The sequence below is a fragment of the Streptomyces sp. JLSY215 genome, assembly GCF_059682825.1.
The window spans coordinates 2,700,885-2,726,608 of the sequence record NZ_CM185022.1 but is presented as its reverse complement, the minus strand read 5'-3'; the positions used below and the strand labels follow the sequence as shown (position 1 = coordinate 2,726,608).

General features: G+C 71.0%; 23 protein-coding genes. 12 read left to right on the top strand and 11 right to left on the bottom strand.

The window, feature by feature from the left end; all coding sequences use genetic code 11:
• Window positions 1-13: 13 nt before the first annotated feature.
• Both AC5677_RS12215 and AC5677_RS12210 read right to left on the bottom strand, forming a co-directional pair.
• Window positions 14-1,228 (bottom strand): alpha/beta hydrolase, encoded by a 1,215-nt coding sequence (locus AC5677_RS12215; protein WP_497195060.1) that lies wholly within the window; start codon window positions 1,226-1,228, stop codon window positions 14-16.
• A gap of 296 nt (window positions 1,229-1,524) precedes the next feature.
• Entirely contained in the window at window positions 1,525-2,181 is a 657-nt protein-coding gene (locus tag AC5677_RS12210) for a TetR/AcrR family transcriptional regulator (RefSeq protein WP_497195059.1), read from the bottom strand.
• A gap of 115 nt (window positions 2,182-2,296) precedes the next feature.
• Between AC5677_RS12210 and AC5677_RS12205 the strand changes: the two genes are divergently transcribed.
• On the top strand, window positions 2,297-3,898 hold the full coding sequence (locus AC5677_RS12205; protein ID WP_497195058.1) for an MFS transporter: 1,602 nt from the start codon (window positions 2,297-2,299) through the stop codon (window positions 3,896-3,898).
• 575 nt (window positions 3,899-4,473) lie between these two features.
• Window positions 4,474-4,890 carry a peptidase inhibitor family I36 protein gene (locus AC5677_RS12200; protein WP_497195057.1) on the top strand — a complete coding sequence of 139 codons (417 nt, stop codon included), beginning with the start codon at window positions 4,474-4,476 and terminating at the stop codon, window positions 4,888-4,890.
• Between the two features lie 77 nt (window positions 4,891-4,967).
• Here the strand turns inward: AC5677_RS12200 and aceE are convergent, their stop codons facing one another.
• The gene (aceE, locus tag AC5677_RS12195) at window positions 4,968-7,700 is read right to left on the bottom strand and encodes a pyruvate dehydrogenase (acetyl-transferring), homodimeric type (protein WP_497195056.1); all 2,733 of its coding nucleotides are present in this window, start codon (window positions 7,698-7,700) and stop codon (window positions 4,968-4,970) included.
• Between the two features lie 516 nt (window positions 7,701-8,216).
• On the opposite strand from aceE, the gene AC5677_RS12190 reads away from it, so the two are divergent.
• The 6 genes from AC5677_RS12190 (at window position 8,217) to AC5677_RS12165 (ending at window position 12,735) form a co-directional block, all read left to right on the top strand.
• A complete protein-coding gene (locus AC5677_RS12190; protein WP_497195055.1) occupies window positions 8,217-8,639 on the top strand; it encodes a DUF3052 domain-containing protein in 423 nt (140 codons plus the stop codon).
• 148 nt (window positions 8,640-8,787) lie between these two features.
• Window positions 8,788-9,246 (top strand): peroxiredoxin, encoded by a 459-nt coding sequence (locus AC5677_RS12185; protein WP_497195054.1) that lies wholly within the window; start codon window positions 8,788-8,790, stop codon window positions 9,244-9,246.
• A 170-nt stretch (window positions 9,247-9,416) separates the two neighbouring features.
• Window positions 9,417-9,992, top strand: coding sequence for a TerD family protein (locus AC5677_RS12180; RefSeq protein WP_030068391.1), 576 nt, complete (start codon window positions 9,417-9,419; stop codon window positions 9,990-9,992).
• Between the two features lie 125 nt (window positions 9,993-10,117).
• Window positions 10,118-10,693: a TerD family protein gene (locus AC5677_RS12175; protein WP_497195053.1), complete on the top strand. Its 576-nt coding sequence runs from the start codon at window positions 10,118-10,120 to the stop codon at window positions 10,691-10,693.
• A gap of 53 nt (window positions 10,694-10,746) precedes the next feature.
• On the top strand, window positions 10,747-11,892 hold the full coding sequence (locus AC5677_RS12170) for a DUF475 domain-containing protein (protein ID WP_497195052.1): 1,146 nt from the start codon (window positions 10,747-10,749) through the stop codon (window positions 11,890-11,892).
• Window positions 11,893-11,991: 99 nt separating this feature from the next.
• On the top strand, window positions 11,992-12,735 hold the full coding sequence (locus AC5677_RS12165) for a TerD family protein (RefSeq protein ID WP_497195051.1): 744 nt from the start codon (window positions 11,992-11,994) through the stop codon (window positions 12,733-12,735).
• A 43-nt stretch (window positions 12,736-12,778) separates the two neighbouring features.
• Here the strand turns inward: AC5677_RS12165 and AC5677_RS12160 are convergent, their stop codons facing one another.
• The gene (locus tag AC5677_RS12160) at window positions 12,779-13,834 is read right to left on the bottom strand and encodes a TerD family protein (protein WP_497195050.1); all 1,056 of its coding nucleotides are present in this window, start codon (window positions 13,832-13,834) and stop codon (window positions 12,779-12,781) included.
• A 217-nt stretch (window positions 13,835-14,051) separates the two neighbouring features.
• Between AC5677_RS12160 and AC5677_RS12155 the strand changes: the two genes are divergently transcribed.
• The 4 genes from AC5677_RS12155 (at window position 14,052) to AC5677_RS12140 (ending at window position 19,376) form a co-directional block, all read left to right on the top strand.
• The gene (locus tag AC5677_RS12155; RefSeq protein WP_497195049.1) at window positions 14,052-15,224 is read left to right on the top strand and encodes an HpcH/HpaI aldolase/citrate lyase family protein; all 1,173 of its coding nucleotides are present in this window, start codon (window positions 14,052-14,054) and stop codon (window positions 15,222-15,224) included.
• Window positions 15,225-15,239: 15 nt separating this feature from the next.
• Window positions 15,240-17,720 carry a phosphoribosyltransferase gene (locus AC5677_RS12150; protein WP_497195048.1) on the top strand — a complete coding sequence of 827 codons (2,481 nt, stop codon included), beginning with the start codon at window positions 15,240-15,242 and terminating at the stop codon, window positions 17,718-17,720.
• Entirely contained in the window at window positions 17,720-18,541 is an 822-nt protein-coding gene (locus tag AC5677_RS12145; protein ID WP_497195047.1) for an HAD family hydrolase, read from the top strand. Before AC5677_RS12150 ends, AC5677_RS12145 begins: the two co-directional genes overlap by 1 nt.
• 175 nt (window positions 18,542-18,716) lie before the next feature.
• Window positions 18,717-19,376 (top strand): O-methyltransferase, encoded by a 660-nt coding sequence (locus tag AC5677_RS12140; protein ID WP_497195046.1) that lies wholly within the window; start codon window positions 18,717-18,719, stop codon window positions 19,374-19,376.
• Window positions 19,377-19,416: 40 nt separating this feature from the next.
• Here the strand turns inward: AC5677_RS12140 and AC5677_RS12135 are convergent, their stop codons facing one another.
• The 7 genes from AC5677_RS12135 to AC5677_RS12105 form a co-directional block, all read right to left on the bottom strand.
• Window positions 19,417-19,629, bottom strand: a complete 213-nt coding sequence (locus tag AC5677_RS12135) for an FmdB family zinc ribbon protein (protein ID WP_497195045.1) — start codon at window positions 19,627-19,629, stop codon at window positions 19,417-19,419.
• A 24-nt stretch (window positions 19,630-19,653) separates the two neighbouring features.
• Window positions 19,654-20,730: a sugar kinase gene (locus tag AC5677_RS12130; protein ID WP_497196593.1), complete on the bottom strand. Its 1,077-nt coding sequence runs from the start codon at window positions 20,728-20,730 to the stop codon at window positions 19,654-19,656.
• Window positions 20,727-21,272 (bottom strand): bifunctional 4-hydroxy-2-oxoglutarate aldolase/2-dehydro-3-deoxy-phosphogluconate aldolase, encoded by a 546-nt coding sequence (locus AC5677_RS12125; protein WP_497195044.1) that lies wholly within the window; start codon window positions 21,270-21,272, stop codon window positions 20,727-20,729. Before AC5677_RS12125 ends, AC5677_RS12130 begins: the two co-directional genes overlap by 4 nt.
• Window positions 21,273-21,336: 64 nt before the next feature.
• A complete protein-coding gene (gene dgoD, locus AC5677_RS12120; protein ID WP_497195043.1) occupies window positions 21,337-22,482 on the bottom strand; it encodes a galactonate dehydratase in 1,146 nt (381 codons plus the stop codon).
• Window positions 22,483-22,640: 158 nt separating this feature from the next.
• Complete coding sequence (locus AC5677_RS12115; protein ID WP_497195042.1) at window positions 22,641-23,357, bottom strand: FadR/GntR family transcriptional regulator; 717 nt, start codon at window positions 23,355-23,357, stop codon at window positions 22,641-22,643.
• Window positions 23,358-23,510: 153 nt separating this feature from the next.
• On the bottom strand, window positions 23,511-24,215 hold the full coding sequence (locus AC5677_RS12110; RefSeq protein ID WP_497195041.1) for a DUF4383 domain-containing protein: 705 nt from the start codon (window positions 24,213-24,215) through the stop codon (window positions 23,511-23,513).
• A gap of 111 nt (window positions 24,216-24,326) precedes the next feature.
• Window positions 24,327-25,706 carry a hypothetical protein gene (locus AC5677_RS12105; protein ID WP_497195040.1) on the bottom strand — a complete coding sequence of 460 codons (1,380 nt, stop codon included), beginning with the start codon at window positions 25,704-25,706 and terminating at the stop codon, window positions 24,327-24,329.
• Between the last annotated feature and the right edge of the window lie 18 nt (window positions 25,707-25,724).

Genomic DNA, 25,724 nt, shown 5'->3' with positions numbered 1-25,724 from the left:
GGCATCCGGCCCCTCAGGCCAGTCCGGTGCTGCAGTCCGGGTCGTTGGACGCGCAGTTCACCGAGGCGAGCGCGCCGACCCCGACGAGCGCGAAGTTGCGCAGGCTCTGGGTGCCGGGCGCGAAGTAGCCCGCGTGCCCCTGGGCGCCCTGCGCCGACAGGATCCGGGATCCGAAGGACGGATCGACCGGGTCGGCGCCGTGGCCGAGCCCGCCGACCTCCAAGTAGGGCACGTCCTGAATCCAGTCGTCGGCGTCCCGCATCGCCCAGACCCGGGCGTGGGTGCCCAGTCCCGACAGGCTTCCGGCCCGCATCCCGGGGCTGCCCGCCACCGCGATGTCCTCGACGTTGGACGGCAGCTGCCGGGCGGCGACGCCGCACACCACGGAGCCGTAGCTGTGGCAGAACAGCGAGATGGAGTCGGCGGACGGCAGCGATTCGGTGAGCGCGCGCAGCCGGACGGCGCCGGCCGCGGCGAGCTGCCCGGTGGCGGCCTCCACGCCCAGCCCGGCCGGTGAGGTGTAGTCGGCCCAGGCGATCACCGCCGTGCGGGCGTCCGGGCGGGCCGTGCGCTCGGCCTTGTACAGGGACTGCGCCATGCCGACGGGCGCGGTGAGCGCCTTGGCGGTGCGCTCGAACGTCGAGAGGTCGGTGTCCACACCGGGCACCACGACGGAGACCCGCTGGGCCTTCGCGAGGTTGCCGAAGACCTCCGCCGCCCGCCCGTTGCCGGCCGGGTCGAACGCCAGGATCTGCCGGTGGTGGCTCATCATCGACTCGAGGCGGTGCATCAGCTTGCCCGCCGTCTGGCGGCCGACGGGCGTGAGCCGGCGGTCGCCCATGCGCTTCTTCTCGATGGCGCGGGCCTGGTCGATGGCCTTCCGGTTGGCGCGGTAGCGCAGCTCGACCGGTGCGCCGGCCATGTTGCCGACGACCAGCGGGTACCGGGACGCGAGCCGCTGCTGCGCGGGGCGGTCGAGCTTGGCGAAGAAGGCGCGGGCGGCGGCAGGGGCGCCCGTGGGGTCCGGCAGCGGCCGCCCGTGGAAGGTGGCGTGCTGCCAGGCGGATCTGGCGGTGGCCAGCGGGTTGGCGTCCTCCTTGGTGCCTCTGATGGCCGTCCAGCCGGTCAGGGCAAGCATCACGAACACCACCACCAAGGCGAGCGCGGCGCGCCAGGCGGTGGACTGCAGGAAACCGAAGGAGGGGCCAAGGCCCGGGAAGGAAGTCACCGCGAGCCACCCTAGGAGACGGGAGAGCGCGCCCGCTGCGGCCGTGAGCCATATCACGTTTCGCGGCGGGTATTTCGACCAAAGGGGACAATGGTTGGTGCATTCCCGCACGCGGCCGCGCAGACCTGGGCATATGGGGGTGCGAAGCGGTCCCGTCGAGGTGCCGTCCGCCCTTGGCGGGTGAGGAAGCTCACCGGGCCGTCGCGCCCGGTTTCCTCCCGGATTTTCCGCCGGTTGCCCGGCGGCCGCGGTGCCCCGCCCCTCGGTGCGTCACCAGGTCCGGCGGCCGTCGCACGTCACCGGGTCCGCCAGTCGTCGTCGATGGCCGGCCCGATGTGGTCGAGATAGGACTTCGTCAGCTCGCGGATGGCCGCCACGCTGCAGTCCTGCCCCTCGCCCCAGATCTTCCCGGCCACCCGCATCACGCCGCAGAACGCCGCGACGACCACCCTGGGCCGCGGGTCGGCGTCCACGTCCAGCCCCTCGCGCGCGGCGATGAGCCGCGCTATCTGCTCCTCCAGGTCGGAGGAGCGCCGCAGATGCGCGGCGACCAGCGCGGGCGTCGACTCGATCATCTGGTACGAGCGCATGTGCAGCTCCACCGGCACCACCGACGCGATCGCGCTGCCGATCTCGTCCCAGGCGACCATCACGGCGCTGCGCAGCGCCGTCAACGGGGCCTCGGCGGCGGGCCGTTCGCGCAGCTCGGCGAGGAAACGGGCCTCCACCATCTCCTGGACGGCGAAGACGACCTCTTCCTTGTTGGCGAAGTACCGGAAGTAGGTGCGCTGGGAGACGTCCACCGCCTCCGCGATCTCGTCGATCGTCGTCTCTTCGTATCCCTGCTCCGTGAACAGCTCCAGTGCCGCACGGATCAGCGCGTCGCGGGTGCGCTGCTTCTTGCGTTCGCGCAGCCCGCCCGGGGTTGCCGCCTGCGGCGTCTGGGTCGCCATCCTGCGCCGCCTCTCCACGGTGTTCTCGCTGCTCAGGATATCTGTGAGCTAGATGACAGTTACCGACTGATGAATTACTTTGTCAACTGTCAGTGGCTGACATTAGCCTCGTCGTATGAGTTCCCAGACCCCGGTTGCCGTCGCCGCGCCGGAACTTCCCGTACCGGAGCCCCGGAAGGGGCTGCGAGGCCGTCCGTGGCTGACCCTCTTCTCCGTGGCCATCGGCGTCATGATGGTCGCCCTGGACGGCACCATCGTCGCCATCGCCAACCCCGCCATCAAACATGACCTGGACGCGTCGCTCGCCGACGTGCAGTGGATAACCAACGGCTACATGCTCGCCCTGGCCGTCTCGCTGATCACGGCGGGCAAGCTCGGCGACCGCTTCGGCCACCGGCAGACCTTCCTCATCGGCACCCTCGGCTTCGCCGCCGCCTCCGGTGCCATCGGCTTCGCCGACCAGGTGGCGCTGGTCATCACCTTCCGCGTGCTGCAGGGCCTCTTCGGCGCGCTGCTGATGCCCGCCGCGCTCGGACTGCTGCGCGCGACCTTCCCCGCCGAGAAGCTCAACATGGCCATCGGCATCTGGGGCATGGTCATCGGCGCTTCCACGGCCGGCGGCCCGATCGTCGGCGGTCTGCTGGTCGAGAACGTCAACTGGCAGTCGGTGTTCTTCATCAACGTCCCGGTCGGCATCGTGGCCGTGGCCCTCGGGCTGTTGGTCCTCAAGGACCACCGCGCGCAGAACGCCCCGCGCTCCTTCGACGTCCCGGGCATCGCGCTGCTCTCCGGCGCGATGTTCTGCCTCATCTGGCCGCTGATCAAGGCCGCCGAATGGGGCTGGGGCGATGCGAAGACCCTGGGCTTCCTGGGCGGTTCGGTGCTCCTCTTCGTGCTCTTCGCTGTCCTGGAGAGCCGGGTCCGCGAGCCGCTCATCCCGCTGCGGATGTTCCGCTCGGTGCCGCTGACCGCCGGCACGATCCTGATGGTGCTGATGGCCTTCGCCTTCATGGGCGGCCTCTTCTTCGTGACGTTCTACCTCCAGAACGTGCACGGCATGACCCCCGTCGACAGCGGACTGCACCTCCTGCCGCTCACCGGCATGATGATCGTCGGCTCGCCGCTGGCCGGCGCCCTGATCACCAAGTTCGGCCCGCGGATCCCGCTGGTCGGCGGGATGGTCCTCACCGCCGTGGCCATGTACGGCATGTCCGGCCTGGACACCACCACCGGCACCGGCCCGATGTCCGTCTGGTTCGCGCTGCTCGGCCTGGGCCTCGCGCCCGTCATGGTCGGCGCCACCGAGGTCATCGTCGGCAACGCCCCGCTGGAACTCTCCGGCGTCGCCGGTGGTCTCCAGCAGGCCGCGATGCAGGTCGGCGGCAGCCTCGGCACGGCCGTGCTCGGCGCCGTGATGGCGTCCCGCGTCGACAGCGAACTCCCCGGCAACTGGAAGTCGGCCGGCCTCCCGCCGGTCCCGCCCGCGCAGTCCGCCCAGCTGTCCGACGCCGTCTCCGCGGGCCTCGCGCCGGTGCCGAAGCACACCCCGCCGGAGATCGCCCAGAAGATCACGTCCGTCGCGCACGACACCTTCGTCTCCGGCATGGGGCTGGCCTTCACGGTCGCCTGCGGCGTGGCGATCGTGGCGGCCGCCGTCGCCACCTTCACCAAGCGCGGCGCGAACGCCGAGGCGGGCGCGGGCGTCGGCCACATCTGACCCCCCCGCGTGCCGCGGACCTGCGCATGCGCTGTCCTGCGCACTCGCCGATCCGCGCACTCCCTGACCCGCTGTGAGCGGGACCCGGCGTGCGGCGGGCCGAGGCACTTCCTCGGCCCGCCGCGCGCCGTCGTGCGTACGGGCGGCCGCGCGCGTCAACCCGGCCCCGCGGACCACCGCGCGGCCCCGGCCGCCACATGCCAAGGGACGCCTGACCCCTGTCCCCGGCACCGCATCACTCATCCGGATGAGGCGGCCCGGGGAACCCGCCCCTGCGCCACGTTGGCGCCCCGCCACCACACGCCCCGCGATGTCCCCTCCGGCCCGGGGAGGAACGGTTCTGCCGCCCCTCCCGCCACCGGGGCCGTCGTCAACACCGCAGCCCCGCCACGGTGTTGGGGCCCGTGCGGTCGTCCACATCCCTGATCCGGATGGACTCACCGCCACGGCCTTGGCAACCGCGCCGCGTCCTCGCGAAGCTCGATCCAGAACCCGCAGCGGGCAATCCCGCCCGCCGCGGACGGCCATCGCCATACGGCCATCGCCGTACGGCTCTGCTTCACGGGGGAGATTCCATGCTGCGTCTGCGTACGCCCCACACCACCGCGGTCATCACCGGCCTCGCCGCACTCACCGCGGCGCTCGCCGTGTCATCCGCCCTGGCGAGCCCGGCCGCGCATGCGGCCGCCGGCCGCCGCACCACCCCCGCCTCCGGCGACTGCGCCGCGGGCCAGCTGTGCGTCTGGCCCGGCGCGGACTTCGGCGGCAAGCGGCGGACCTACGAGCTCTCCGACACCGACATCGAAAGCTGTGTCCCGCTGCCCGCCGGCAGCGCCGCCGCCTCGCTCGCCAACCGCACCGGCCGGCCGGTGACCACCTACCAGAGCGCGGAATGCGCCGAGACCGGCGAATTCGACACCTACCCGGGCGGCGGCAGCTGGGTGCCGCGGTCCCCGTACCAGGTACGGGCGTTCAAGGTCTGGGAGCGATGAGGCGCGATGTACGACGCCCCCGACAGCGGGGCGCTGTCGGGGGCGTCGTACGGGCGCTGCGCGCCGTCAGCCGGGCGTTATGCGTCGCCGCCCGCCTCGCCCGCCTCGGCGGCCGTGACGTCCAGGAGCTGGTAGCGGTCGATCGCCTGCTTCAGCAGGGACCGGTCGACCTTGCCCTCCTTGGCGAGCTCGGTGAGCACGCCGAGGACGATCGACTGCGCGTCGATGTGGAAGAAGCGACGGGCCGCGCCACGGGTGTCCGCGAAGCCGAAGCCGTCGGCACCCAGCGACTGGTACGTGCCGGGAACCCAGCGCGAGATCTGGTCCGGGACGGCCCGCATCCAGTCCGAGACCGCGACCTTCGGGCCCTCGGCACCCTGGAGCTTCTGCGTCACGTACGGGACGCGCTGCTCCTCCTCCGGGTGCAGCAGGTTGTGCTCCTCGACCTCGACGGCCTCACGGCGCAGCTCGTTCCAGGAGGTCGCCGACCAGACGTCCGCCTTGACGTTCCACTCGTCCGCGAGGATCTGCTGGGCCTCGACCGCCCACGGCACCGCGACACCCGAGGCGAGGATCTGGGCCGCGTGCTCGCCCTTCTCGCCCGCCGCGACGCGGTGCAGACCCTTCAGGATGCCGTCGACGTCGACGTCGGCCGGCTCCGCCGGGTGCTGGATCGGCTCGTTGTAGACGGTCAGGTAGTAGAAGATGTCCTCGGAGTTCTCCCCGTACATCCTCCGCAGACCGTCCTTGACGATGTGCGCGATCTCGTAGCCGTAGGCCGGGTCGTAGGAGACACAGGCCGGGTTGGTCGACGCCAGCAGCTGGGAGTGGCCGTCGGCGTGCTGGAGGCCCTCACCGGTCAGCGTCGTCCGGCCGGCGGTCGCGCCGAGCACGAAGCCGCGGGCGAGCTGGTCGGCCATCTGCCAGAACTGGTCGCCGGTCCGCTGGAAGCCGAACATCGAGTAGAAGACGTAGACCGGGATCAGCGGCTCGCCGTGCGTGGCGTAGGCCGAGCCCGCCGCGATCAGCGAGGCCGTGCAGCCCGCCTCCGTGATGCCGTCGTGCAGCATCTGGCCGGTCGGCGACTCCTTGTAGGCAAGGAGCAGTTCGCGGTCCACGGACTCGTACTGCTGGCCCAGCGGGTTGTAGATCTTGGCCGACGGGAAGAACGCGTCCATACCGAAGGTGCGGTACTCGTCGGGCGCGATCGGCACGAAGCGCTTGCCGATCTCCTTGTCCCGCATCAGGTCCTTCAGCACCCGGACGAACGCCATGGTCGTGGCGATCTTCTGCTGCCCCGAGCCCTTCTTGGCCGTCGCGTACGCCTTGTCGTCCGGCAGCTGCAGCGGCTTGGCGCGCACGACGCGGGTCGGCACATAACCGCCCAGCGCGCTGCGGCGGTCGTGCATGTACTGGATCTCTTCGGACTTCGGGCCCGGGTGGTAGTACGGCGGCAGGCCGTCCTCCAGGTCCTTGTCCGGGATCGGGAGGTGCAGCCGGTCACGGAAGCCCTTGAGGTCGTCGACCGTCAGCTTCTTCATCTGGTGGGTCGCGTTGCGGCCCTCGAAGTTCGGGCCGAGCGTCCAGCCCTTGACGGTCTGCGCGAGGATCACCGTCGGCTGGCCCTTGTGGGCCTTGGCCGCCGCATACGCCGCGAAGATCTTCTTGTGGTCGTGACCGCCGCGGCCCAGGTGCAGGATCTGGTCGTCGGTCATGTTCTCGACCATCGCGCGCAGGCGGTGGTCGTCACCGAAGAAGTGCTCGCGGATGTAGGCACCGGTCTCGGTGGCGTACGTCTGGAACTGTCCGTCCGGCGTGCTGTTGAGCTTGTTGACCAGGATGCCGTCGCGGTCCTGCGCGAGCAGCGGGTCCCAGCTGCGGTCCCACACGAGCTTGATGACGTTCCAGCCGGCGCCGCGGAACTGCGACTCCAGCTCCTGCATGATCTTGCCGTTGCCGCGGACCGGGCCGTCCAGGCGCTGCAGGTTGCAGTTGACGACGAAGGTCAGGTTGTCCAGGCCCTCGCGGGCGGCGATGGACAGCTGGCCGAGCGACTCGGGCTCGTCCATCTCGCCGTCGCCGAGGTAGGCCCACACATGCGAGTCGGAGGTGTCGGCGATGCCGCGCGCCTCCATGTAGCGGTTCATCCGGGCCTGGTAGATCGCGCCGAGGGGCCCCAGGCCCATCGAGACGGTCGGGAACTCCCAGAAGTCCGGCATCAGCCGCGGGTGCGGGTAGCTGGACAGGCCGTAGGGGGCCTTGGACTTCTCCTGGCGGAAGGCGTCGAGCTGCTCCTCGCTGAGCCGGTCCAGAAGATAGGCGCGGGCATACACACCGGGGGAGGCGTGGCCCTGGAAGAAGATCTGGTCGCCGCCCTTGCCGTCGTCCTTGCCCCGGAAGAAGTGGTTGAAGCCCACGTCGTAGAGGGAGGCGGAGGAGGCGAACGTGGCGATGTGGCCGCCGACGCCGATCCCGGGGCGCTGGGCACGGGAGACCATGACGGCCGCGTTCCACCGGGTCGCGTTCAGGACCTTGCGCTCGATCTCCTCGTTGCCCGGGAAGAACGGCTCGTCCTTGGTCGCGATGGTGTTGACGTAGTCCGTGCTGCGCATCTCGGGCACGGCCACACGCTTCTCGCGGGCCCGCTCGATCAGCCGGAGCATGAGGTAGCGGGCACGTTCCCGGCCTCGCTCATCGACGGCTGCGTCGAGCGAGTCGAGCCATTCCTGGGTCTCTTCTGGATCGAAGTCCGGGACCTGGCTGGGAAGGCCGCCAATGATGATCGGGTTTCGATCGGATCCGGAAGCCACGCTGTTCCTTCGGTGTTCGGTTCGTATCGTGCTCTGCACGCTATTGATGCTGCGCACGCGGACGAATGCTGTTTCTGCCTTGTGTCGCGCCGTCTTCCATCGTGTACCGAGTCACTGGGATACGTCATCTCTACTGTCGGGTAACCACCCGCTGAGAGATGGGCGCTGAAAGGACCGACTCGCAGGTCGGCCAAATCGCAACCATACGCCCATGCCGAATGTCCTTCGCGTACGACCGTACGGCCCCCGAATCGGCATCCGGCACACACCCGACGCCCCCCGAAGGGACCAGCCACGCGCGATTACCCGATAAACCCGGGAAAACGCTGTGGTGTGAATCACTTCACGGTGTCCCAGTGGGGTCGTGGTTGCGGTGAGACGCGTCCAATCGTCACCGTTTCGGCGGTCTCGGCCGCCGGGTACTTGCGCGATCCGCCCGGCCCGTGTGGACTACGCCCAAAGCTCCGCGCACGCGCGGGGTCCCAAAACTTTCCGAAAGATGACAGGAGGCAATCCGTGAGCGCGACCGCGGACCACGCGGAGGAGCGGACCAACCCTGCCGCCAAGCTGGGGTTCGAGCCCGGACAGGTGGTCCAGGAGATCGGCTACGACGATGACGTCGAGCAGGAGCTCCGCGAAGGCATTGAGTCCGTGATTGGCCAGGAAATCGTCGATGAGGACTACGACGACGTCGCCGACGTCGTGCTGCTGTGGTTCCGTGACGACGACGGCGACCTCACGGACGCGCTGGTGGACGCCATCGGTCTGCTCGAGGAGGGCGGCATGATCTGGCTGCTGACCCCCAAGACCGGCCGTGACGGTTACGTCGAACCCAGCGATATCAATGAGGCCGCGCAGACCGCGGGTCTGTCCCAGACGAGGAGCATCAACGCGGGCAAGGACTGGACCGGCAGCCGGCTGGTCTCGCCCAAGCGCTGATCCACGGCGTCCGGGCACTGTGTGCCGAGCCCCCTCCGGTCGTTCCGGAGGGGGCTCTGCGCTGTTCAGGAGCGGTTTTCGAGGCGTTCCGCGGGGCGCGTAGGGTTGGTCACGTCCAGTTGTGCGTGAGCGGAAGGGAAGCAACCCCATGGCGATCGAGGTCGGCACGAAGGCTCCGGATTTCGAGCTGAAGAACCAGCACGGCGAGCTGGTCAGGCTCTCCGACTTCCGCGGCGAGAAGGCCGTCGTCCTCCTCTTCTACCCCTTCGCCTTCACCGGTGTGTGCACCGGCGAGCTGTGCGCGCTCCGCGACGAGCTGCCGAAGTTCGCCAACGACGACGTCCAGCTGCTGGCCGTCTCCAACGACTCCCCGTTCTCGCTGCGTGTCTTCGCCGAGCAGGAGGGCCTGGAGTACCCGCTGCTGTCGGACTTCTGGCCGCACGGTGAGGCCTCCCGGGCGTACGGCGTCTTCGACGAGGACAAGGGCTGCGCGGTGCGCGGCACCTTCGTCATCGACAAGGAGGGCGTGGTGCGCTGGACGGTCGTCAACGGCCTGCCCGACGCCCGTGACCTGAACGACTACATCAAGGCTCTCGACGCCCTCTGAGCCGCGCTTCCGGGGTGCCGCGGGCGCCCGCGGGACGGGCATCCGTGTGCATCCGAGTGCGACATCTGTAATCGGTGGGAACCGGTCACTAGGATCAATTCGTTGATCCGATGCCATGCACGATGGGGGCGCAAAGCTTTTACGTACCCCTCGAATCTATGGGAGGACTCGTGGGAGTCAGCCTCAGCAAGGGCGGCAACGTCTCGCTGACGAAGGAAGCCCCCAATCTGACCGCCGTCCTCGTCGGTCTGGGCTGGGACGCCCGTACCACCACCGGTACGGACTTCGACCTGGACGCCAGCGCCCTGCTGACGAACGACCAGGGCAAGGTCGGCAACGACCAGAATTTCGTGTTCTTCAACAACTTGAAGAGCCCGGACGGTTCGGTCGAACACACCGGAGACAACACCACCGGTGAGGGCGAGGGCGACGACGAGGCGATCAAGGTGAACCTCGCCGGGGTGCCCGCCGATGTCCACAAGATCGTGTTCCCGGTGTCGATCTACGACGCCGAGACCCGCCAGCAGAGCTTCGGCCAGGTCCGCAACGCCTACATCCGCGTCGTCAACCAGGCCGACGGCAACGAGCTGGCCCGCTACGACCTGAGCGAGGACGCCTCGACCGAGACCGCGATGGTCTTCGGCGAGCTGTACCGCAACGGCGCGGAGTGGAAGTTCCGCGCCATCGGCCAGGGCTACGCCTCGGGGCTGCGCGGCATCGCGCAGGACTTCGGCGTCAACGTCTGAGCGAGCACGAACACCGCGCCGGCGCCGTACGCCCCGTCCGGGGAGTGCGGCGCCGCGCGTGCTGAAAAGCGAGCCGGGCCGGGCGTCAGCGCGGCCCGCACCGACACCGGGGAGGAAGCGAAAACATGGGCGTCACGCTCGCCAAGGGGGGCAACGTCTCCCTGTCCAAGGCCGCGCCGAACCTTGAAACGATCATGGTCGGCCTCGGCTGGGACGCGCGCTCCACCACAGGAGCGCCCTTCGACCTCGACGCCAGCGCGCTGCTGTGCCAGTCGGGCCGGGTGCTGGGGGACGAGTACTTCGTCTTCTACAACAATCTCAAGAGCCCCGACGGCTCCGTCGAGCACACCGGCGACAACCTCACCGGCGACGGCGAGGGCGACGACGAGTCGATCCTCGTGGACCTCGGCGAGGTGCCCGAACAGGTCGACAAGATCATTTTTCCGGTCTCGATCCATGAGGCCGAGCTGCGCGGACAGAGCTTCGGCCAGGTCAGCAATGCCTTTATCCGCGTCGTCAATCAGGCCGACGGCAGCGAACTCGCCCGCTACGACCTCAGCGAGGACGCCGCCGGCGAGACCGCGATGATCTTCGGTGAGGTTTATCGCCACAACGGCGAATGGAAGTTCAGGGCTGTGGGGCAGGGGTACGCGTCAGGCCTGCGAGGCATCGCTCTAGACTTCGGGGTCAACGTTTCGTAAAGCGCCGCGCACTGCGCGCGGGGGACCCCACACAGCGAGGGATTGGGTAGGCAGTGCTCCTGAAAACCTTCGGCTGGTCGTTCGCCATCACGGTGCTCGGCCTGGCCTTGGCGGGCATTCTCTGGGGGTGGCAGGGCCTCGCGATCGTCGGGATCCTGTCCATCCTGGAGATCTCGCTCTCGTTCGACAACGCCGTCATCAACGCAGGCATCCTGCGCAAGATGAACGCCTTCTGGCAGAAGATCTTCCTCACCGTCGGCATCCTGGTCGCGGTATTCGGCATGCGGCTGGTCTTCCCGGTCGTCATCGTCGCGATCACCGCCAAACTGGGGCCGATCGAGGCGGTCAAACTCGCCATCAACGACAAGGCGCAATACCAGGAACTGGTCACCAGCGCCCATCCGGCCATCGCGGCCTTCGGCGGGATCTTCCTGTTGATGATCTTCCTCGACTTCATCTTCGAGGAGCGCGACTACAAATGGCTGTCGTGGATCGAAAAGCCCATGGCCAAGATGGGCAAGCTCGACATGCTGTCCGTCATCATCGCGCTGGTCGTCCTGCTGGTGAGCTCGATGACGGTCGCCACGGCCGCCGCGCACGGCGGCGGTGACAAGAGCGCCACGGTGCTGCTTTCCGGCGTCGCGGGCCTCATCACGTATCTCGTCGTCGGCGGAATCTCCGGCTACTTCGAGGACAAGCTGGAAGAGGACGACGAAGACGAGGACGACGGCGAGGAGGCCGCCGAGGCCGCCGCGGCGCCCGCGACAAAGGGCACCGGATCCGCCGTGGGCCTGGCCGGCAAGGCCGCGTTCTTCATGTTCCTCTACCTCGAGGTCATCGACGCGTCCTTCTCCTTCGACGGCGTCATCAGTGCGTTCGCCATCACCAACGACATCTTCATCATGGCGCTGGGCCTGGGCATCGGCGCGATGTACATCCGTTCGCTGACGGTCTTCCTCGTCCGCAAGGGGACCCTGGACGACTACGTCTACCTGGAGCACGGCGCGCACTACGCGATCGGCGCGCTGGCCGTCATCCTGCTCCTCACGATCGAGTACGAGATCCCCGAGGTCGTCACGGGCCTGATCGGCGTCGTACTGATCGGTCTCTCCTTCGCCTCGTCCGTGGTGCGGAACAAGCGTGAGGGCAAGCCGGGGGACGAAGCGGGAGCCAAGTCGGAAGTCGCGTCCGGAGTGTGACGCGGCGCTGATTGAGGAACGCTCTCTGCGGGGCGGTCACGAGGTGCAGACCTCGGGGCCGCCCCGCGGCAATTGGGGTCGAGCAATGGGGTGGGCAAGGTGTCGTTCCTGGGGAACTGGTGGCGCGGTGGGGCGCCGAAGTACGACTTCGACAGCGGCGGAGCGTCGTATGTCGTCGAGCTGACGAAACGCAATCCGGCCGTCTCGCTGAGCAAGCAGGGGGCGGCCGGCGGGCATCTGCGGGTCAATCTGCACTGGCAGATGCGGGCGTCGGACATCGGCGGGCCCGGCGGGCGGAGCACCGTCGGCCTGCTGCGGCATCCGGGGCGGCTGTTCAAACCCGAGATCGTGCAGGCGCAGGGGCCGGCGGTGGTCAATGTCGATCTGGACCTGGCGTGTCTGTACGAGCTCAAGGACGGGACCAAGGGTGTGGTGCAGCCGCTCGGCAACTTCCTCGGCGAACTCAACGCCCCGCCGTTCGTCCAGCTCAGCGGCGACGACCGGTTCGGTTCGGGGTCCGGCGAGACGCTGTACATCAACCTGGACCACCGGGACGAGATCAAGCGGATGCTGATCTTCGTCTACATCTACGACGGGACGCCGGCCTTCGACCGTACGCATGCGGTGGTGACCCTCTACCCGAGCAGCGGACCCCGGCTGGAGGTCAAGCTGGACGAGCGGGCGCCGCAGGCCCGCTCCTGCGCCGTATTCATGCTCGAGAACACCAAGGACGAGCTGACGGTGCGCCGCGAGGTGAAGTACGTCTACGGCTTCCAGGCGGAACTCGACCGGCTGTACGGCTGGGGCCTCCAGTGGGGGCGCGGGTACAAGTCGAAGGTCTGACCCGCCGCCCGTGACGCTGCCCGCCGAGGGTGGCGCCGCCGCGCTACCGGCGCTGGAACTGCGGTCCCTGCGGCGGCAGCACGAACGACGGGTCGGGTACGAACGGCTGCTGCTGCGGATAGCCGTAGGTCGGCGCGGGCTGCTGCTGCGGCGGCTGCGGATAGCCGTACGCGGACGGCGGCGGCTGCTGGGGCTGGTAAGGGGGCTGCTGCGGTGGCGGACCCGGGTAGCCGTAGGAGGGCTGGGCCGGGGGCTGCGTCGGCGGTGGCGGGACGTGCTGCGGGTAGCCGTAGCCGCCGGTGGGCGCGGACTGGGGGTCCGGCATGTACTGGGTGACCGCATCGGGGTCCGGCGCCGAGGCCGGGGCGGCCGCCTCCTCGGGCCAGGCGCTGGGCGGCGGGCTCACCGGGGTGGACGGACCGGTGGAGGGCCCGGCGGTGGGAGCGGTGGTCGGTGCGGCGGTCGGTTCCGAGGCCGCCGTGGGTTCCGTCGCGGGCGGCTCCGGCGCCGAGTCCTCCGGGGCCGGGTCCGCCGCAGGACCGGAGCCCGCGGAGTCGTTCTGCTCCACCGAGATCCCGAACTCGGTTGCCAGGCCCACGAGCCCGCTGTCGTAGCCCTGCCCCAGCGCGCGGAACTTCCAGCTCTCGCCGCGCCGGTAGAGCTCCCCGCAGATCAGCGCCGTCTCGTCGCCCGTCTCGGGCACCACGTCGAAGAGCGCGATCGGATCGCCGTCGCTCACCGCCGCGTCATAGAGCATGACCCGCAGATCCGGAACGCGCCCGAAGGCCCCGCCGTCCGACGACGCGGCCAGCACCACCCGGTCCACGGACGGGTCCAGGGTGGCCAGGTCCGCCTCGATGGTTTCCGTCAGGCCGTCGGCGAGGCGGGTCCTGGGCAGATGCCGGACCAGACCGCTGGGGTGCCGGGGCTGGTTGTAGAAGACGAAGTCCTCGTCGGAGCGCACGCGTCCGGCGGGTCCCACCAGCAGGGCCGAGGCGTCGACATCGGGGACATCGGCGCCGGGCGTCCAGCGCAGGACGGCCCGGACAGCCGTGGCGTCGAGGGGTACGTTCGACCCTTTCAGCATCGCGTGCGTCATGCCGCAATCCTGCCTTCCCGGAGGTCGTCGGGACAACGCGGGGGCCCGCCGGGCGTGGTCGCCCCGGTCCCGCGGACACCCGGACGCCGCGTGGGGGATACGAGATTTTCACGCACGAGGGAACTAACGGCACCCCCGCACACGTACGATTACCGGCTGGATCCAGACAGCGAGACGCAGCGGGGGCGCCGGGTCCCGCCTGTATACGGGGAGATGTATGCGTCACTTTGGGCACCTTCCGCCCGACATCCGGAAGGCACTGTTCCACCAGGAGCCGGTGGACTTCACCGCCGATGCTCCGGCGCGTACGCTCGCGGCCGCCCTGGGGGCCACGCTCTACAGCCCCGCCACCCGCCCGCGGCTCGCCGCCGACGTCCTCAAGCAGGCCGCCCGGGGCGTGATGTCCATGGTGCTGTGCCTGGAGGACTCCATAGGAGACGGGGATGTCGAGGCCGGCGAGGAGAACCTCGTGCGGCAGTTCGGCCTTCTGGACGAGGCGGCCGAGGCGGGTACGGACCTTCCCCTGCTGTTCATCCGCGTCCGGGAGCCCGGACAGATCACGGATCTGGTGCGCCGGATCGGGCCGGCGGTGCACAGGCTCTCCGGCTTCGTCCTGCCGAAGTTCACCGCGGAGCGCGGCGTGCGCTTCCTGGAGGCGCTGGCCGCCGCCGAGTCGGCCTGCGGACGGCGGCTGTTCGCGATGCCGGTGCTCGAATCCCCGCAGCTGCTGCATCTGGAGAGCCGCGCCGAGACCCTGAGGGGCATCGCCGAGACCGTCGGCAAGTACCGCGAGCGCGTGCTCGCCCTGCGGCTCGGCGTCACGGACTTCTGCTCCGCCTACGGGCTGCGCAGGGCCCCCGACATGACGGCGTATGACGTCCACATCGTCGCCTCCGTGATCGCCGACGTGGTGAACGTCCTGGGCCGGGCGGACGGCACCGGCTTCACGGTCACCGGGCCGGTGTGGGAGTACTTCCGGCTGCACGAGCGGATGTTCAAGCCGCAGCTGCGCCGCAGCCCGTTCCTCGGCCGGGCCGAGGAGCTGCGGACGGCACTGATCGAGCACGACATGGACGGCCTGCTGCGCGAGATCGAACTGGACCGGGCGAACGGCCTGCAGGGAAAGACCTGCATCCACCCCTCGCACGTGGCGCCGGTGCACGCCCTCTCGGTCGTCAGCCACGAGGAGTTCAGCGACGCGGCGGACATCCTGCGGCCCGAACGCGGCGACGGCGGGGTCCTGCGGTCCGCCTACACGAACAAGATGAACGAGGTGAAGCCGCACCGCGCCTGGGCCGAACGCACCTTGCTGCGCGCCGAGGCGTTCGGTGTCGCCCGGGAGGGCATCGGGTTCGTGGAACTGCTGACGGCAAGCCTCCCGGGGACCTGAAAACCGGTGGACGACATGGACGGAACGATGGAGCGGACGGAACGCGTGGTGTGGTCGGGAGAGTGGGTGGCCGAACGGCTCGGTGTCTCGCTGAGCGGCGGGGACGAGCTGACGGAGCTGCTGGGCCTCGCGCTGCGGCGCAACCCCAAGCGGGCCCATCTGCTCGTGTCGAACGTCCTGGGCAAGCACGTACCGCAGCGTCCCGCCGTGGTCCACGGCGCCGGCTACGGGCTGGGCCGCCGGGTGCGCGAACTGCTCGGTGACGAGGCCGCCGCCCGCTCCGTCGTCCTGGGCTACGCCGAGACCGCCACCGGCCTGGGCCACTCCGTGGCCGACGGCCTGGCCCTCGCGCCCTATCTGCACTCCACCCGCCGCCCCGTCAGCGGCGTCGACAAGGTGGGCGGCTTCGAGGAGGAGCACAGCCACGCCACCTCCCATCTGCTGCTCCCCGAGGACCGCGGCCTGCTCTCCGGGGACGGTCCGCTGGTGCTCGTCGACGACGAGTTCTCCACCGGCCGCACGGTCCTCAACACCATCAAGGCGCTGCACTCGCGCTATCCCCGCGAGCGGTACGTGGTCGTCGCCCTGGTCGACATGCGCTCGGCCGCGGACCGCAGCCGCCTGGAGAAGTTCGCCGCCGAACTGGGCGCCCGCGTCGACCTCATATCCCTGGCCGCGGGGGGCGTGGGCCTGCCGGCGGACGTGCTGGAGCGCGGCCAGGCGCTCGTCGCCGCCCACGAGGGCGCGGGGACGCCGGCCGGCTCCCCGGCGACGGCGAGCGGCCGCCGGAGCGACCCCGTACGGGTCGGCCTCGACTGGCCCGCCGGGCTGCCCGACGGCGGCCGGCACGGCTTCACCCCCGCGCACCGCGAGCGGCTGGAGGCCGCCTTGCCCGCCATGGCCGCCCGCCTCGCGACGCAGCTGGCCGGCGCCCGCCGGATCCTCGTCCTCGGCAACGAGGAGCTGATGTACGCACCGCTGCGGATCGCCGAGGCCCTGGACACCCACCTCGCCGCTCATCGCGCGCCGGACGAGGGCGCAGAGGTCCGCTTCTCGACCACCACCCGCTCTCCGGTGCTCGCCGTGGACGACCCCGGCTACGCGATCCGGACCCGGCTCTCCTTCCCCGCCCACGACCGCCCTGCCGACGGACCGGGGGAGCGGTACGCCTACAACATCGCGCCCGGAGCCGATCCCACGCGCCGGTTCGACGCCGTCGTGGCCGTCGTCGACTCCCACGGGGACGGCCCCGAACTCCATGCCGCCGACGGTCTCCTGCTGCGGCTCGCCCCCCACACCGATCGGCTGCTGCTCGCCGTCATCCCGTCGTACGCCCCGCAAGAACAGGCCGGCCCCATGCCCCTCCCCGAGCCGCTGCGCGGCCCCGCCTTCTCCTCGTACGCCCCCGACGAGGTCGGCTGGCTGCTGCAGGACCTCTCCGACGTCACCCTGGAGGCGCCCACCGAGGAGCGGGAGGAAGCGATCCAGAGCGGCGGCGCCCACTACGCCGAGTCGCTGCCCGTCGAATACCAGCCGAGCGAGCAGTACCAGGCGCTGTTCCGCAGCGCGCTGGAGACCTCGGCGGGCCGGATCGCGCGGGCCGTCGGTGCCGTCACCGAGACCGTGCTCGCCGAGCGGGCGCGTCCGGTGCTGGTGTCGCTGGCGCGGGCCGGTACGCCCGTGGGCGTCCTGATGCGCCGCTGGGCGCGGCACGCCCACGGCCTGGACCTGCCGCACTACGCCGTGTCCATCGTGCGCGGCCGGGGCATCGACACCACCGCCCTGCGCTGGCTGGCCGACCGTCACGACCCGGCGGACGTCGTCTTCGTGGACGGCTGGACGGGCAAGGGTGCCATCACCCGCGAACTCGCCGGGGCGCTGGCGGACTTCCCGGGCTTCGACCCGCGGATCGCCGTGCTCGCCGACCCCGGCGGCTGCGTCGAGACCTACGGCACCCGGGACGATTTCCTCATCCCGTCCGCCTGCCTCAACTCCACCGTCTCCGGGCTCATATCGCGGACCGTCCTGCGCGACGACCTCGTCGGCCCCGACGACTTCCACGGCGCGAAGTTCTACCGCGAGCTGGCCGGCACCGATGTGTCGGGGGCGTTCCTCGACGCGGTCAGCGCGCGGTTCGACGAGGTCGCCGAGGCCGTCGCCGCGGATGTGAAGGAGCTGGCCGCCGCCGACCGGACCCCCACCTGGGCGGGCTGGGCGGCCGTCGAGCGGATCAGCGAGGAGTACGGCATCCACGACGTCAACCTCGTCAAGCCCGGCGTGGGCGAGACCACCCGCGTCCTGCTGCGCCGCGTCCCCTGGAAGATCCTGGCCCAGCGGGGCGCCGGGGCCGATCTCGATCATGTGCGCCTCCTGGCGGAACAACGGGGCGTGCCCGTCGAAGAGGTCGACGAACTGCCCTACACCTGCGTCGGGCTGATCCACCCCCGCTTCACCCGCGGCGCCACGGGTGCCGACGGCAAGGCGGTGGCCTCCTAATGGCAGCGATCGTCGCCAGCGACCTCGACCGCACGCTGATCTATTCGGCCGCCGCGCTGGACCTCGCCGTGCCCGACGCCGAGGCCCCCCGCCTCCTGTGCGTCGAGACCTACGAACGCAAGCCGCTCTCCTACATGACGGAGACGGCGGCCGCGCTGCTCGCCGAACTGGCCGCCGGCACCACCTTCGTGCCGACCACCACCCGCACCCGCGAACAGTACGGACGCATCCATCTGCCGGGCCCGGCACCGGAGTTCGCCATCTGCGCCAACGGCGGCCACCTCCTCGTCCGGGGTGAGTCCGACCCCGACTGGCAGCGCACCGTCGCCGACCGTCTCGCCTCGCAGTGCGCACCCCTGGACGAGATCCGCGCGCATCTCGTCCGTACCGCCGATCCGGCCTGGCTGCTCAAGGAGCGCGTCGCCGAGGACCTCTTCGCCTACCTCGTCGTCGAACGGCCGCTGCTGCCGGACACCTGGGTGAAGGACCTCACCGGCTGGGCGGAGCAGCGCGGCTGGACGGTGTCGCTGCAGGGCCGCAAGATCTACGCCGTGCCGAAGCCGCTCACCAAGAGCGCCGCCGTCGCCGAGGTGGCGCGCCGCACCGGGGCATCCGAGATCCTCGCGGCCGGCGATTCCCTTCTCGACGCGGATCTGCTGCTCGCGGCGGACCGCGGATGGCGGCCGGGCCACGGCGAGCTGGCGGACTCCGGCTGGCAGGCCCCTCATGTCACGGCGCTCGACGAGCGCGGTGCCGCGGCGGGCGAGGAAATCGTCCGGGCCTTCCTCCGCGGTGCCGTGGCCCCGGGCGGCGCCTCCTGACGCGTACCGGGCCGCCGCGAGCGGTCCCCGCGCCCCTGCGCCGATCGGGCCACTCGCGGCGGGTGCGGGCGGGCTCGGCTACTCGGGGACATGAGGCGCCCGAGGCGTTGCGCGAGGGCCCGATCGGGAAATAGCAACGACTTGAGGAGGCAGGAGCGAAGTGGAAGGAGACCCGGTGACCCGGTCCAAGAGCACGCCGATCACTCCCGAGTTGTACGACTACGTCCTCGCCCACAATCCGCCGTTGGACCCCGTGCAGCGGAGCCTGGTGGAGACGACGCGCCAGCGGTTCCCGGATGTGGCGGGGATACAGTCGGCGCAGGAGCAGGGGCCGCTGCTCGCGTTTCTGGTACGGCTGACCGGGGCCCGGCACATCGTCGAGGTGGGGACGTTCACCGGCTTCTCGGCGCTGGCGATGGCCCAGGCGCTGCCCCCGGACGGCACGCTGATCGCCTGCGACATCTCCGAGGAGTGGACCGCCCACGGCCGCGAGGCCTGGGCGGAAGCCGGCGTCGCCGACCGCATCCGGCTGCGGCTCGGGCCCGCGCTGGACACCCTGCGGACGATGCCCGCCGAGCCGCACATCGACCTGGTCTACCTCGACGCGGACAAGACCAACTACATCGCCTACTGGGAAGAAGTGGTGCCCAGACTGCGGCCCGGGGGTCTGGTCGTCGCGGACAACGTCCTCTTCCGCGGCCAGGTCGCCGATCCGGAGGTCACCGGAACGGCTCGGGCGATCAGGCAATTCAACGACCATGTGCGGGCCGACGAGCGCATGGAGGCCGTGATGCTCACCGTGGCGGACGGAGTGACGCTGGCCCGCAGGCGGTAGCGGGCCGGTGCGGCCCGGCTCCCGTCCGGCGGGCCAGGCCCTAGCCGCAGCAGCCGCCCCCGCAGCAGCCGCCGCCCCCGCCGCCACTGGGGGCGGGGGCGGATGCGGAGCCGCCGACGGCGACCGCGGACAGGAGCTTCACGGTGTCCTCGTGGCCGTCGGGGCAGACGGCCGGGGCGGAGGACTCGGCCATCGGCCGGTTCAGCTCGAAGGTGGTGTCACACGGGCGGCACCGGTATTCGTAACGAGGCATGGCCACAGGTTAGCCGCGGCGCGGTCAGCGCACGACCGTGCCGGGCGGTGCGCCCAGCAGGCCCAGCTCCGCGCGGGTCGGCGCGCCCTCCCAGTCCCCCGACGAGGCGACCGCGAACGCGCCGGTGGTGACCGCGCGGGTCAGCCGTCCGGCCAGGTCGGAGCCGTCCAGCAGCGCTGAGAGATAGCCCGCCACGAAGGCATCGCCCGCGCCCACGGGGTCCACGGCCCGTACCGGCTGCGCGGGCCGGTGGAGTGAACCGTCGGCGGTGAAGGCCGTCGCTCCGGCCGCGCCCAGTTTGACCACCACCTCGCCGACGCCCAGCTCCAGCAGGAGCCCGGCCCGCGCCGCGACGGCGGCGGCCGCGTCGCGCTCGGCGCCCCTGTCCGCCGCGTCGGCGGCCGTTCCCGCGGGCACACACAGCGGCAGCTCATCGTCCGACGCGATCAGGACATCCACCGACGGAATCCACTCGCGCAGGACCCGGGAGGCCTCTTCCCTGGTCCACAGACGCGCGCGGAAATTCACATCGAGGCACACCAACGAGCCGCTCCGGCGGGCGAGTCGGAGCGCGCGGCCGGCCGCGGCACGAGCCGTCGGGCTCAGCGCGGGGGTGATGCCCGTCAGGTGCAGGACGCGCGGCGGCGCGGCGGAAAAGGCCCGTTCGACGGTGTCTTCCCGGAGCCGGGAGCCGGCCGATCCCGCGCGGTAGTAGTGCACCCGGGTGACCTCGGGGAGGCGCGGCTCGAAGAGGATCAGGCCGGTCGGGGCGTCCGGGTCGGCCGGGACGGCGGACACCTCCACGCCCTCGGCCCGGAGCGTACGGAGCACCAGCCGCCCGGCCTCGTCGTCGCCGACCGCGCCCGCCCAGCGCACCGGGTGCCCCAGCCGCGCCAGGCCGATCGCGACATTGCTCTCCGCGCCGGCGATGGAGACGGCCATCGTGCCGCCGAGTTTCAGCGGGCCGCTGCCGCGCAGGGCGACCATCGTCTCGCCGAAGGTGAGGACATCCGGCCCGGTGCGCGGCCCCGCACACAGCGCCGCCCGGCGCGTCTCCCAGCTCGGGCGCCGCTGCCCCTGCGGTGGTATCTCCCCGGTCATCGCGCGCACGCCGCCCTGAACTCCGCCGCCCGGCGGCGCAGCGCGTCAAGGTCGCCGCCGTCCGCCGCGTCCCCGATCACCCGAAGGTCGTCGGGGCCGCCCAGGGAGGTCGGGAAGAGCTGCAGCGCGGAGACCCCCAGGGCATCGGCCGCGATCACCTCGGACGGTGTCAGCACCCCGGCGAGTGTCGGCAGCCCCTGCCGCACGGATTCCTCCACTCCGGCCCCAAGGCCGGGCGTCACGACCGGATTCGCCCCGGCCTCGGCGGCGATCGGGGTCTCCCCTGCCCGAACGGAGTGGAGAGTTCGGGGAAGGGCATCGGCGGCGGAAGGCACCGTGCCCGCCCCGATCCAGGCCGCATCGCCGAGCGCGGCGCGCGCCCGCCGGATGACGGTGCGGGCGTCGCGACCGCCGAGCGAGATCTCGACCGGCGGAATACCCTCCTCCGTCAAGGCCATGACCGTACGGAAGGACGCCTCCGCATCCTTGCCGCGGATGATGGCGATCAGCCGCTCGGCCCGCAGCGCCGTGCTGAGGTCCATGGTTCTCCTCCTCTCTCCTGCTCCTGCCCCTGATCCTGCCCCTGATCCTGTGCCGCCCGGCCGGTCACCATTCCGCGAACGCGCCGTCCGCATCGCGCCAGACGGGGTTCCGCCAGGCGTGGCCCTTCGCGTCGGCCGCGCGCACGGCGGCCTCGTCCACCTCCACGCCGAGTCCCGGGCGGTCGGTGCGCAGCAGCGTCCCGTCGTGGAAGCGGAACGGCTCCGGATCCACGACGTAGTCCAGCAGCTCGGCGCCCTCGTTGTAGTGGATGCCGAGGGACTGCTCCTGGATGAGGAAGTTCGGTGTGGTGAAGGCGATCTGGAGGCAGGCGGCCAGCGCGACCGGCCCGAGCGGGCAGTGCGGGGCGAGCTGCGCCCCGTACACCTCGGCGAGTGCGGCGATCCGGCGCAGCTCGGAGATGCCGCCCGCGTGCGAGACGTCGGGCTGCAGGATCGAGACGCCGGCCTGGAGCGGAGCCAGGAACTCACGGCGGGTGAAGAGACGTTCACCGAGTGCGAGGGGGATGGAGGAGGCGTTCACGAGGTCATGGACGGCATGCGTGTGCTCGGGCAGGACGGGCTCCTCGACGAACATCGGCGCGTACTCGGCCAGCAGCGGAAGCAGCCTGCGGGCGTTGGCGGGGGAGACCCGCCCGTGGAAGTCGAGGCCGAAGTCCCGTTCGTCGCCGAGCACTTCACGTGCGGTCTCGGCGCGCAGCAGACACGCCCGTACCTCGGCGCGGCTGGCCACGGCGGTCATCCGGCCGCAGCCGTTCATCTTGACGGCGGTGAAGCCCCCCTCGATCTGCGCCACGAGCGCGTCCCGGATGGCGCCCGGCTCGTCCCCGCCGATCCAGGCGTAGGCACGGACCCGCTCCCGCACGGGACCGCCGAGCAGCTGATGGACGGGTTCGCCGTAGCGCTTCCCCTTGATGTCCCACAGCGCCTGGTCCAGGCCGGCGACGGCGGACGAGAGGACCGGCCCGCCACGGTAGAAGCCGCCCTTGGTCATGACCTGCCAGTGGTCCTCGATACGCGATGCGTCCCGCCCCAGCAGATACTCCGACAACACCTCCACGGCCGCCCGGACCGGTTCGGCCCGCCCTTCGACCACCGGCTCGCCCCAGCCGACCACACCCTCCTCGGTCTCCACCCGCACGAACATCCAGCGGGGCGGGGCGAGAAACGTCTCGATGCGGCTGATCTTCATGCAGCGGCCCGTCCTTCCGGCGTCGGCTACCTGCGCGACGTCCCGCCCACGGCCGTCATCGCCGCAGCCACACGCGGCCGCGGCCGGAGCCGCGGCCGCCGTGGTCGGTCGCCACCACCGCGATTGTCGCGCGGAAGCGGCGCGGAGCGGCCGGCCTTCTACGAGTGTTTCCGTGCGGACTTGTCGAGCAGTTCGAGCATCGCCATATAGGCGCCGTCGACGTCCCGGTCGCGTACGGCCTCGACGACCGCGGCGTGTGCGGCATACGGATGCGCGAATTCGCCGCCACCGGCGTGCGCGGCCCGGTCGCGTTGGACGAGGGCGGGCACGATCACCCGGTGCAGCTGGGCGTAGAAGCGGTTGTTGGACGCGAGCAGCAGCGCGGTGTGGAAGGACGCATCGGCGCGCACCAGCAGCTCGGGCTCGGGATCGGTATCGGGGTCGGTGGCGGCCATCGCGCTCAGCGCGGATTCGAGGGCCGCGAGATCGTCATCGGTACGGCGCTCCGCGGCGAGCGCGGCCGCGGCGGGCTCGATGGACCGGCGGAGTTCGAGCATGTCGGCGAAGAAATCGGACGATGCGCCCGCCGCGAGCTTCCAGCGCAGCACATCGCCGTCCAGCAGATTCCAGTCCTCGCGGGGGCGTACCAGGCTGTCGCCCTTCTGGCTGGCGTCGACCAGGCCCTTGGCGGCCAGCACCTTGATCGCCTCGCGCGCCATGGTCTGCGTGACGTCCAGATCCGTCATGAGATCCGTCAGGGAGAGGTCATCGCCCTCGCCGTACGTACCGTCGAGGATCCGCTTGGCGAGTGCCTCGACCGTCGCCTTCTGCAGCCCGCCACCCGCGGGCGAGGCGGCGTTCCCCAGCTGCGTCATCCTGCCGCTCCCTGCTCCATTCCGTCCCCCTGTTTCCCTCCCCGCCGCGTCCCCTCCTGACTCCTCCTCGTGCCCGGCTCCATCCGGCCAGCCGTCAGGGCGTACCGAGTCACGACCCCACCTCGGTACGCCCTGACGTCTCCTCGCCCCGGCTCACGACTCCTTGCTGCCCGCGCTCGGGGCTCTGCGGGTGTTGGTACTGGTACCGGGGCCGATCGAACCGCGGCCGGCGTGCAACGTGCCCTGAACGCGCACGCGGAACGACTGCCGGCCGGCCGTCATACCGGATACGGCATGCCACTGCCCGCGGTCGAATTGCTCCGCCTCCTCCGGGTGCCGGGCGCGCCAGTACGGGTTGTCGTTCGACAGCCCGCCGCTCACCCGTCCGTACATCCCGAAGACCAGCAGCATCAGTCCGACGATGAAGCTGAAGATGACGTTCTGGATCTGGAAGGCGAGGAAGTTCGCACCCGTCTGCAACAGCGCCAGATTCACGAATCCGCTGAGGAGGAAGAGGACGCCCCAGACGATGTTGAGGGTCGAGGCGAAGTTCCCGCCGATGACCGCGCCGGCGACGAGTATCGCCCCGACGATGATCGACAGCACGCTCAGCGCGCCGTTGGTGTTCAGCCCGGCGACGGTGTCACCGCCGGTGTCGAAGAAGCCGATGTTGTGGGTCAGGCCGAGGATCCCGAAGGCGATCAGCACCAGGCCCATCAGCCCGGCACCGATCCGGTAGACCTGGCTGAGCCGGTGATCCACGGGCAGATGCTCATCGAGCCGGGTGTGGCGCTTCTTGACCCGGCGGAATGGGTTCGCGGGCCCGTGCAGGGTCGGGTGCGTGGCCCCAGTAGCCATGTCCGGCCTCCTTCGCGCAGATGTGCCGCCTGGGCCGTACTCCCCTCCAGCATCCGCCAAGGCGCGCCGTCACGCCATCGCGCCCGGCTCCGGCCCGCCGGAGCCCGCCCCTCAGCCGCCGGCCGCGCCCCGCGCGTCCCGGATCTCCTGCACCACCCGGGCCGCCGTCTGCCGTACGGCCTCGGTCTCGGTCAGGAAGTGCCACCAGTCCGGATGCCGCCCCTCCAGGCCCGCCACCGCCCGGTCCAGCCGCGCCACCGCCTCGTCCAGGGGCCCCGCATGCCGGGGATCGGGGGTGCTGCGCCCGGACATCGCCAGCCGCTGCGCGTCCCGGACCGCGAAGCGGGTCCGTTCGACCTCCTTCTGCCGGTCGAACGACACCGCATCCAGCCGCTGCAGCCGGTCACCGGCCGCGGACACCGCTTCGTCGGTGCCGTCCAGCAGCGCCCGTACGGTCCCCAGCCTGCTCGTGGCATCCGCCCAGCGCTGCTCGTCGCGGGCCTGCTGCGCCTCCCGCAGCTTGACCTCGGCCTGTTCGACGGACCGCACGGCCTGCTCCGGCACGTGCTGCAGGTCCTGCCAGCACGCCGCGCTGTACCGCCGCCGCAGCTCACTGAGGACCGGATCGACCTTTGCGGCGCGCGTCGTGATGGCCTGCGCACGCGTCCGCAGCGACACCAGCCGCTTGTCGATCTCCGCCGCCTTCTCCGGCAGCCGGGCGGCCTCGGCCCGTACGTCCTCGGCCCGGCGCAGTACGTCGTCGGCGCGCCGGATCGTTTCCTGTACGCCGTGCTGCCCGGCGCCCTGATTGAGCTTGGTCAGCTCCGGGGCGAGCGCCGCCAGCCGGGCCGCCAGGTCGTCGGCCTTCAGGCCCCGCCCGCGGACCGCGTCCAGGGCCTCGCTCGCCGCCAGCAGCGCCTGCCGCGCCCGCTCCACCGCCGGGGCCAGCCGGGCCAGCTGCGTCTCGGCGCTCTGCAGCAGCGGCCCCAGCCCCTGCGCGAACCGGTCGAGCTCGCCCTTGACACGGTCGAGGTCGTCCTTGGCGCGGGTCAGATCCGCCCGCGCCCGCGCCGCCGCCGCGCCGTCCAGGTCGTCACGATCAAGATCATGGGAATCGACGGCGGTGATATAGCCCTGGCTCACCTCATCGATCCGCCGGCCGATGCCCTCGTACTCCTCCGCGGCCCTCCGGGCCGACGGCGAACTGTCGACCGCGGTGATGGTCTCTATGGAGATCCGCAGATCCCGCTGCGCGGTGTCCAGCTCGTAGAACGCCGCCGCCGCGGCATCCTTCGCGGCCTGCGCATCGGCCCGCTGCCCCTCCCCGCGCCCGAACCAGCGGCGGGTGCCCCCGCCCGCGAACGACTGCGGCGCCATCGCCACCAGCAACGGCAACGGCAGGAGGACGAGCGCCACCATGTCCCTGACGGGACCCCCACGCGGACGACGGCGTGCTCGCTGCTCGTGCGGCTGCGTGTGTGTCGCCGTCACATCCCTCTCCCGATCGGA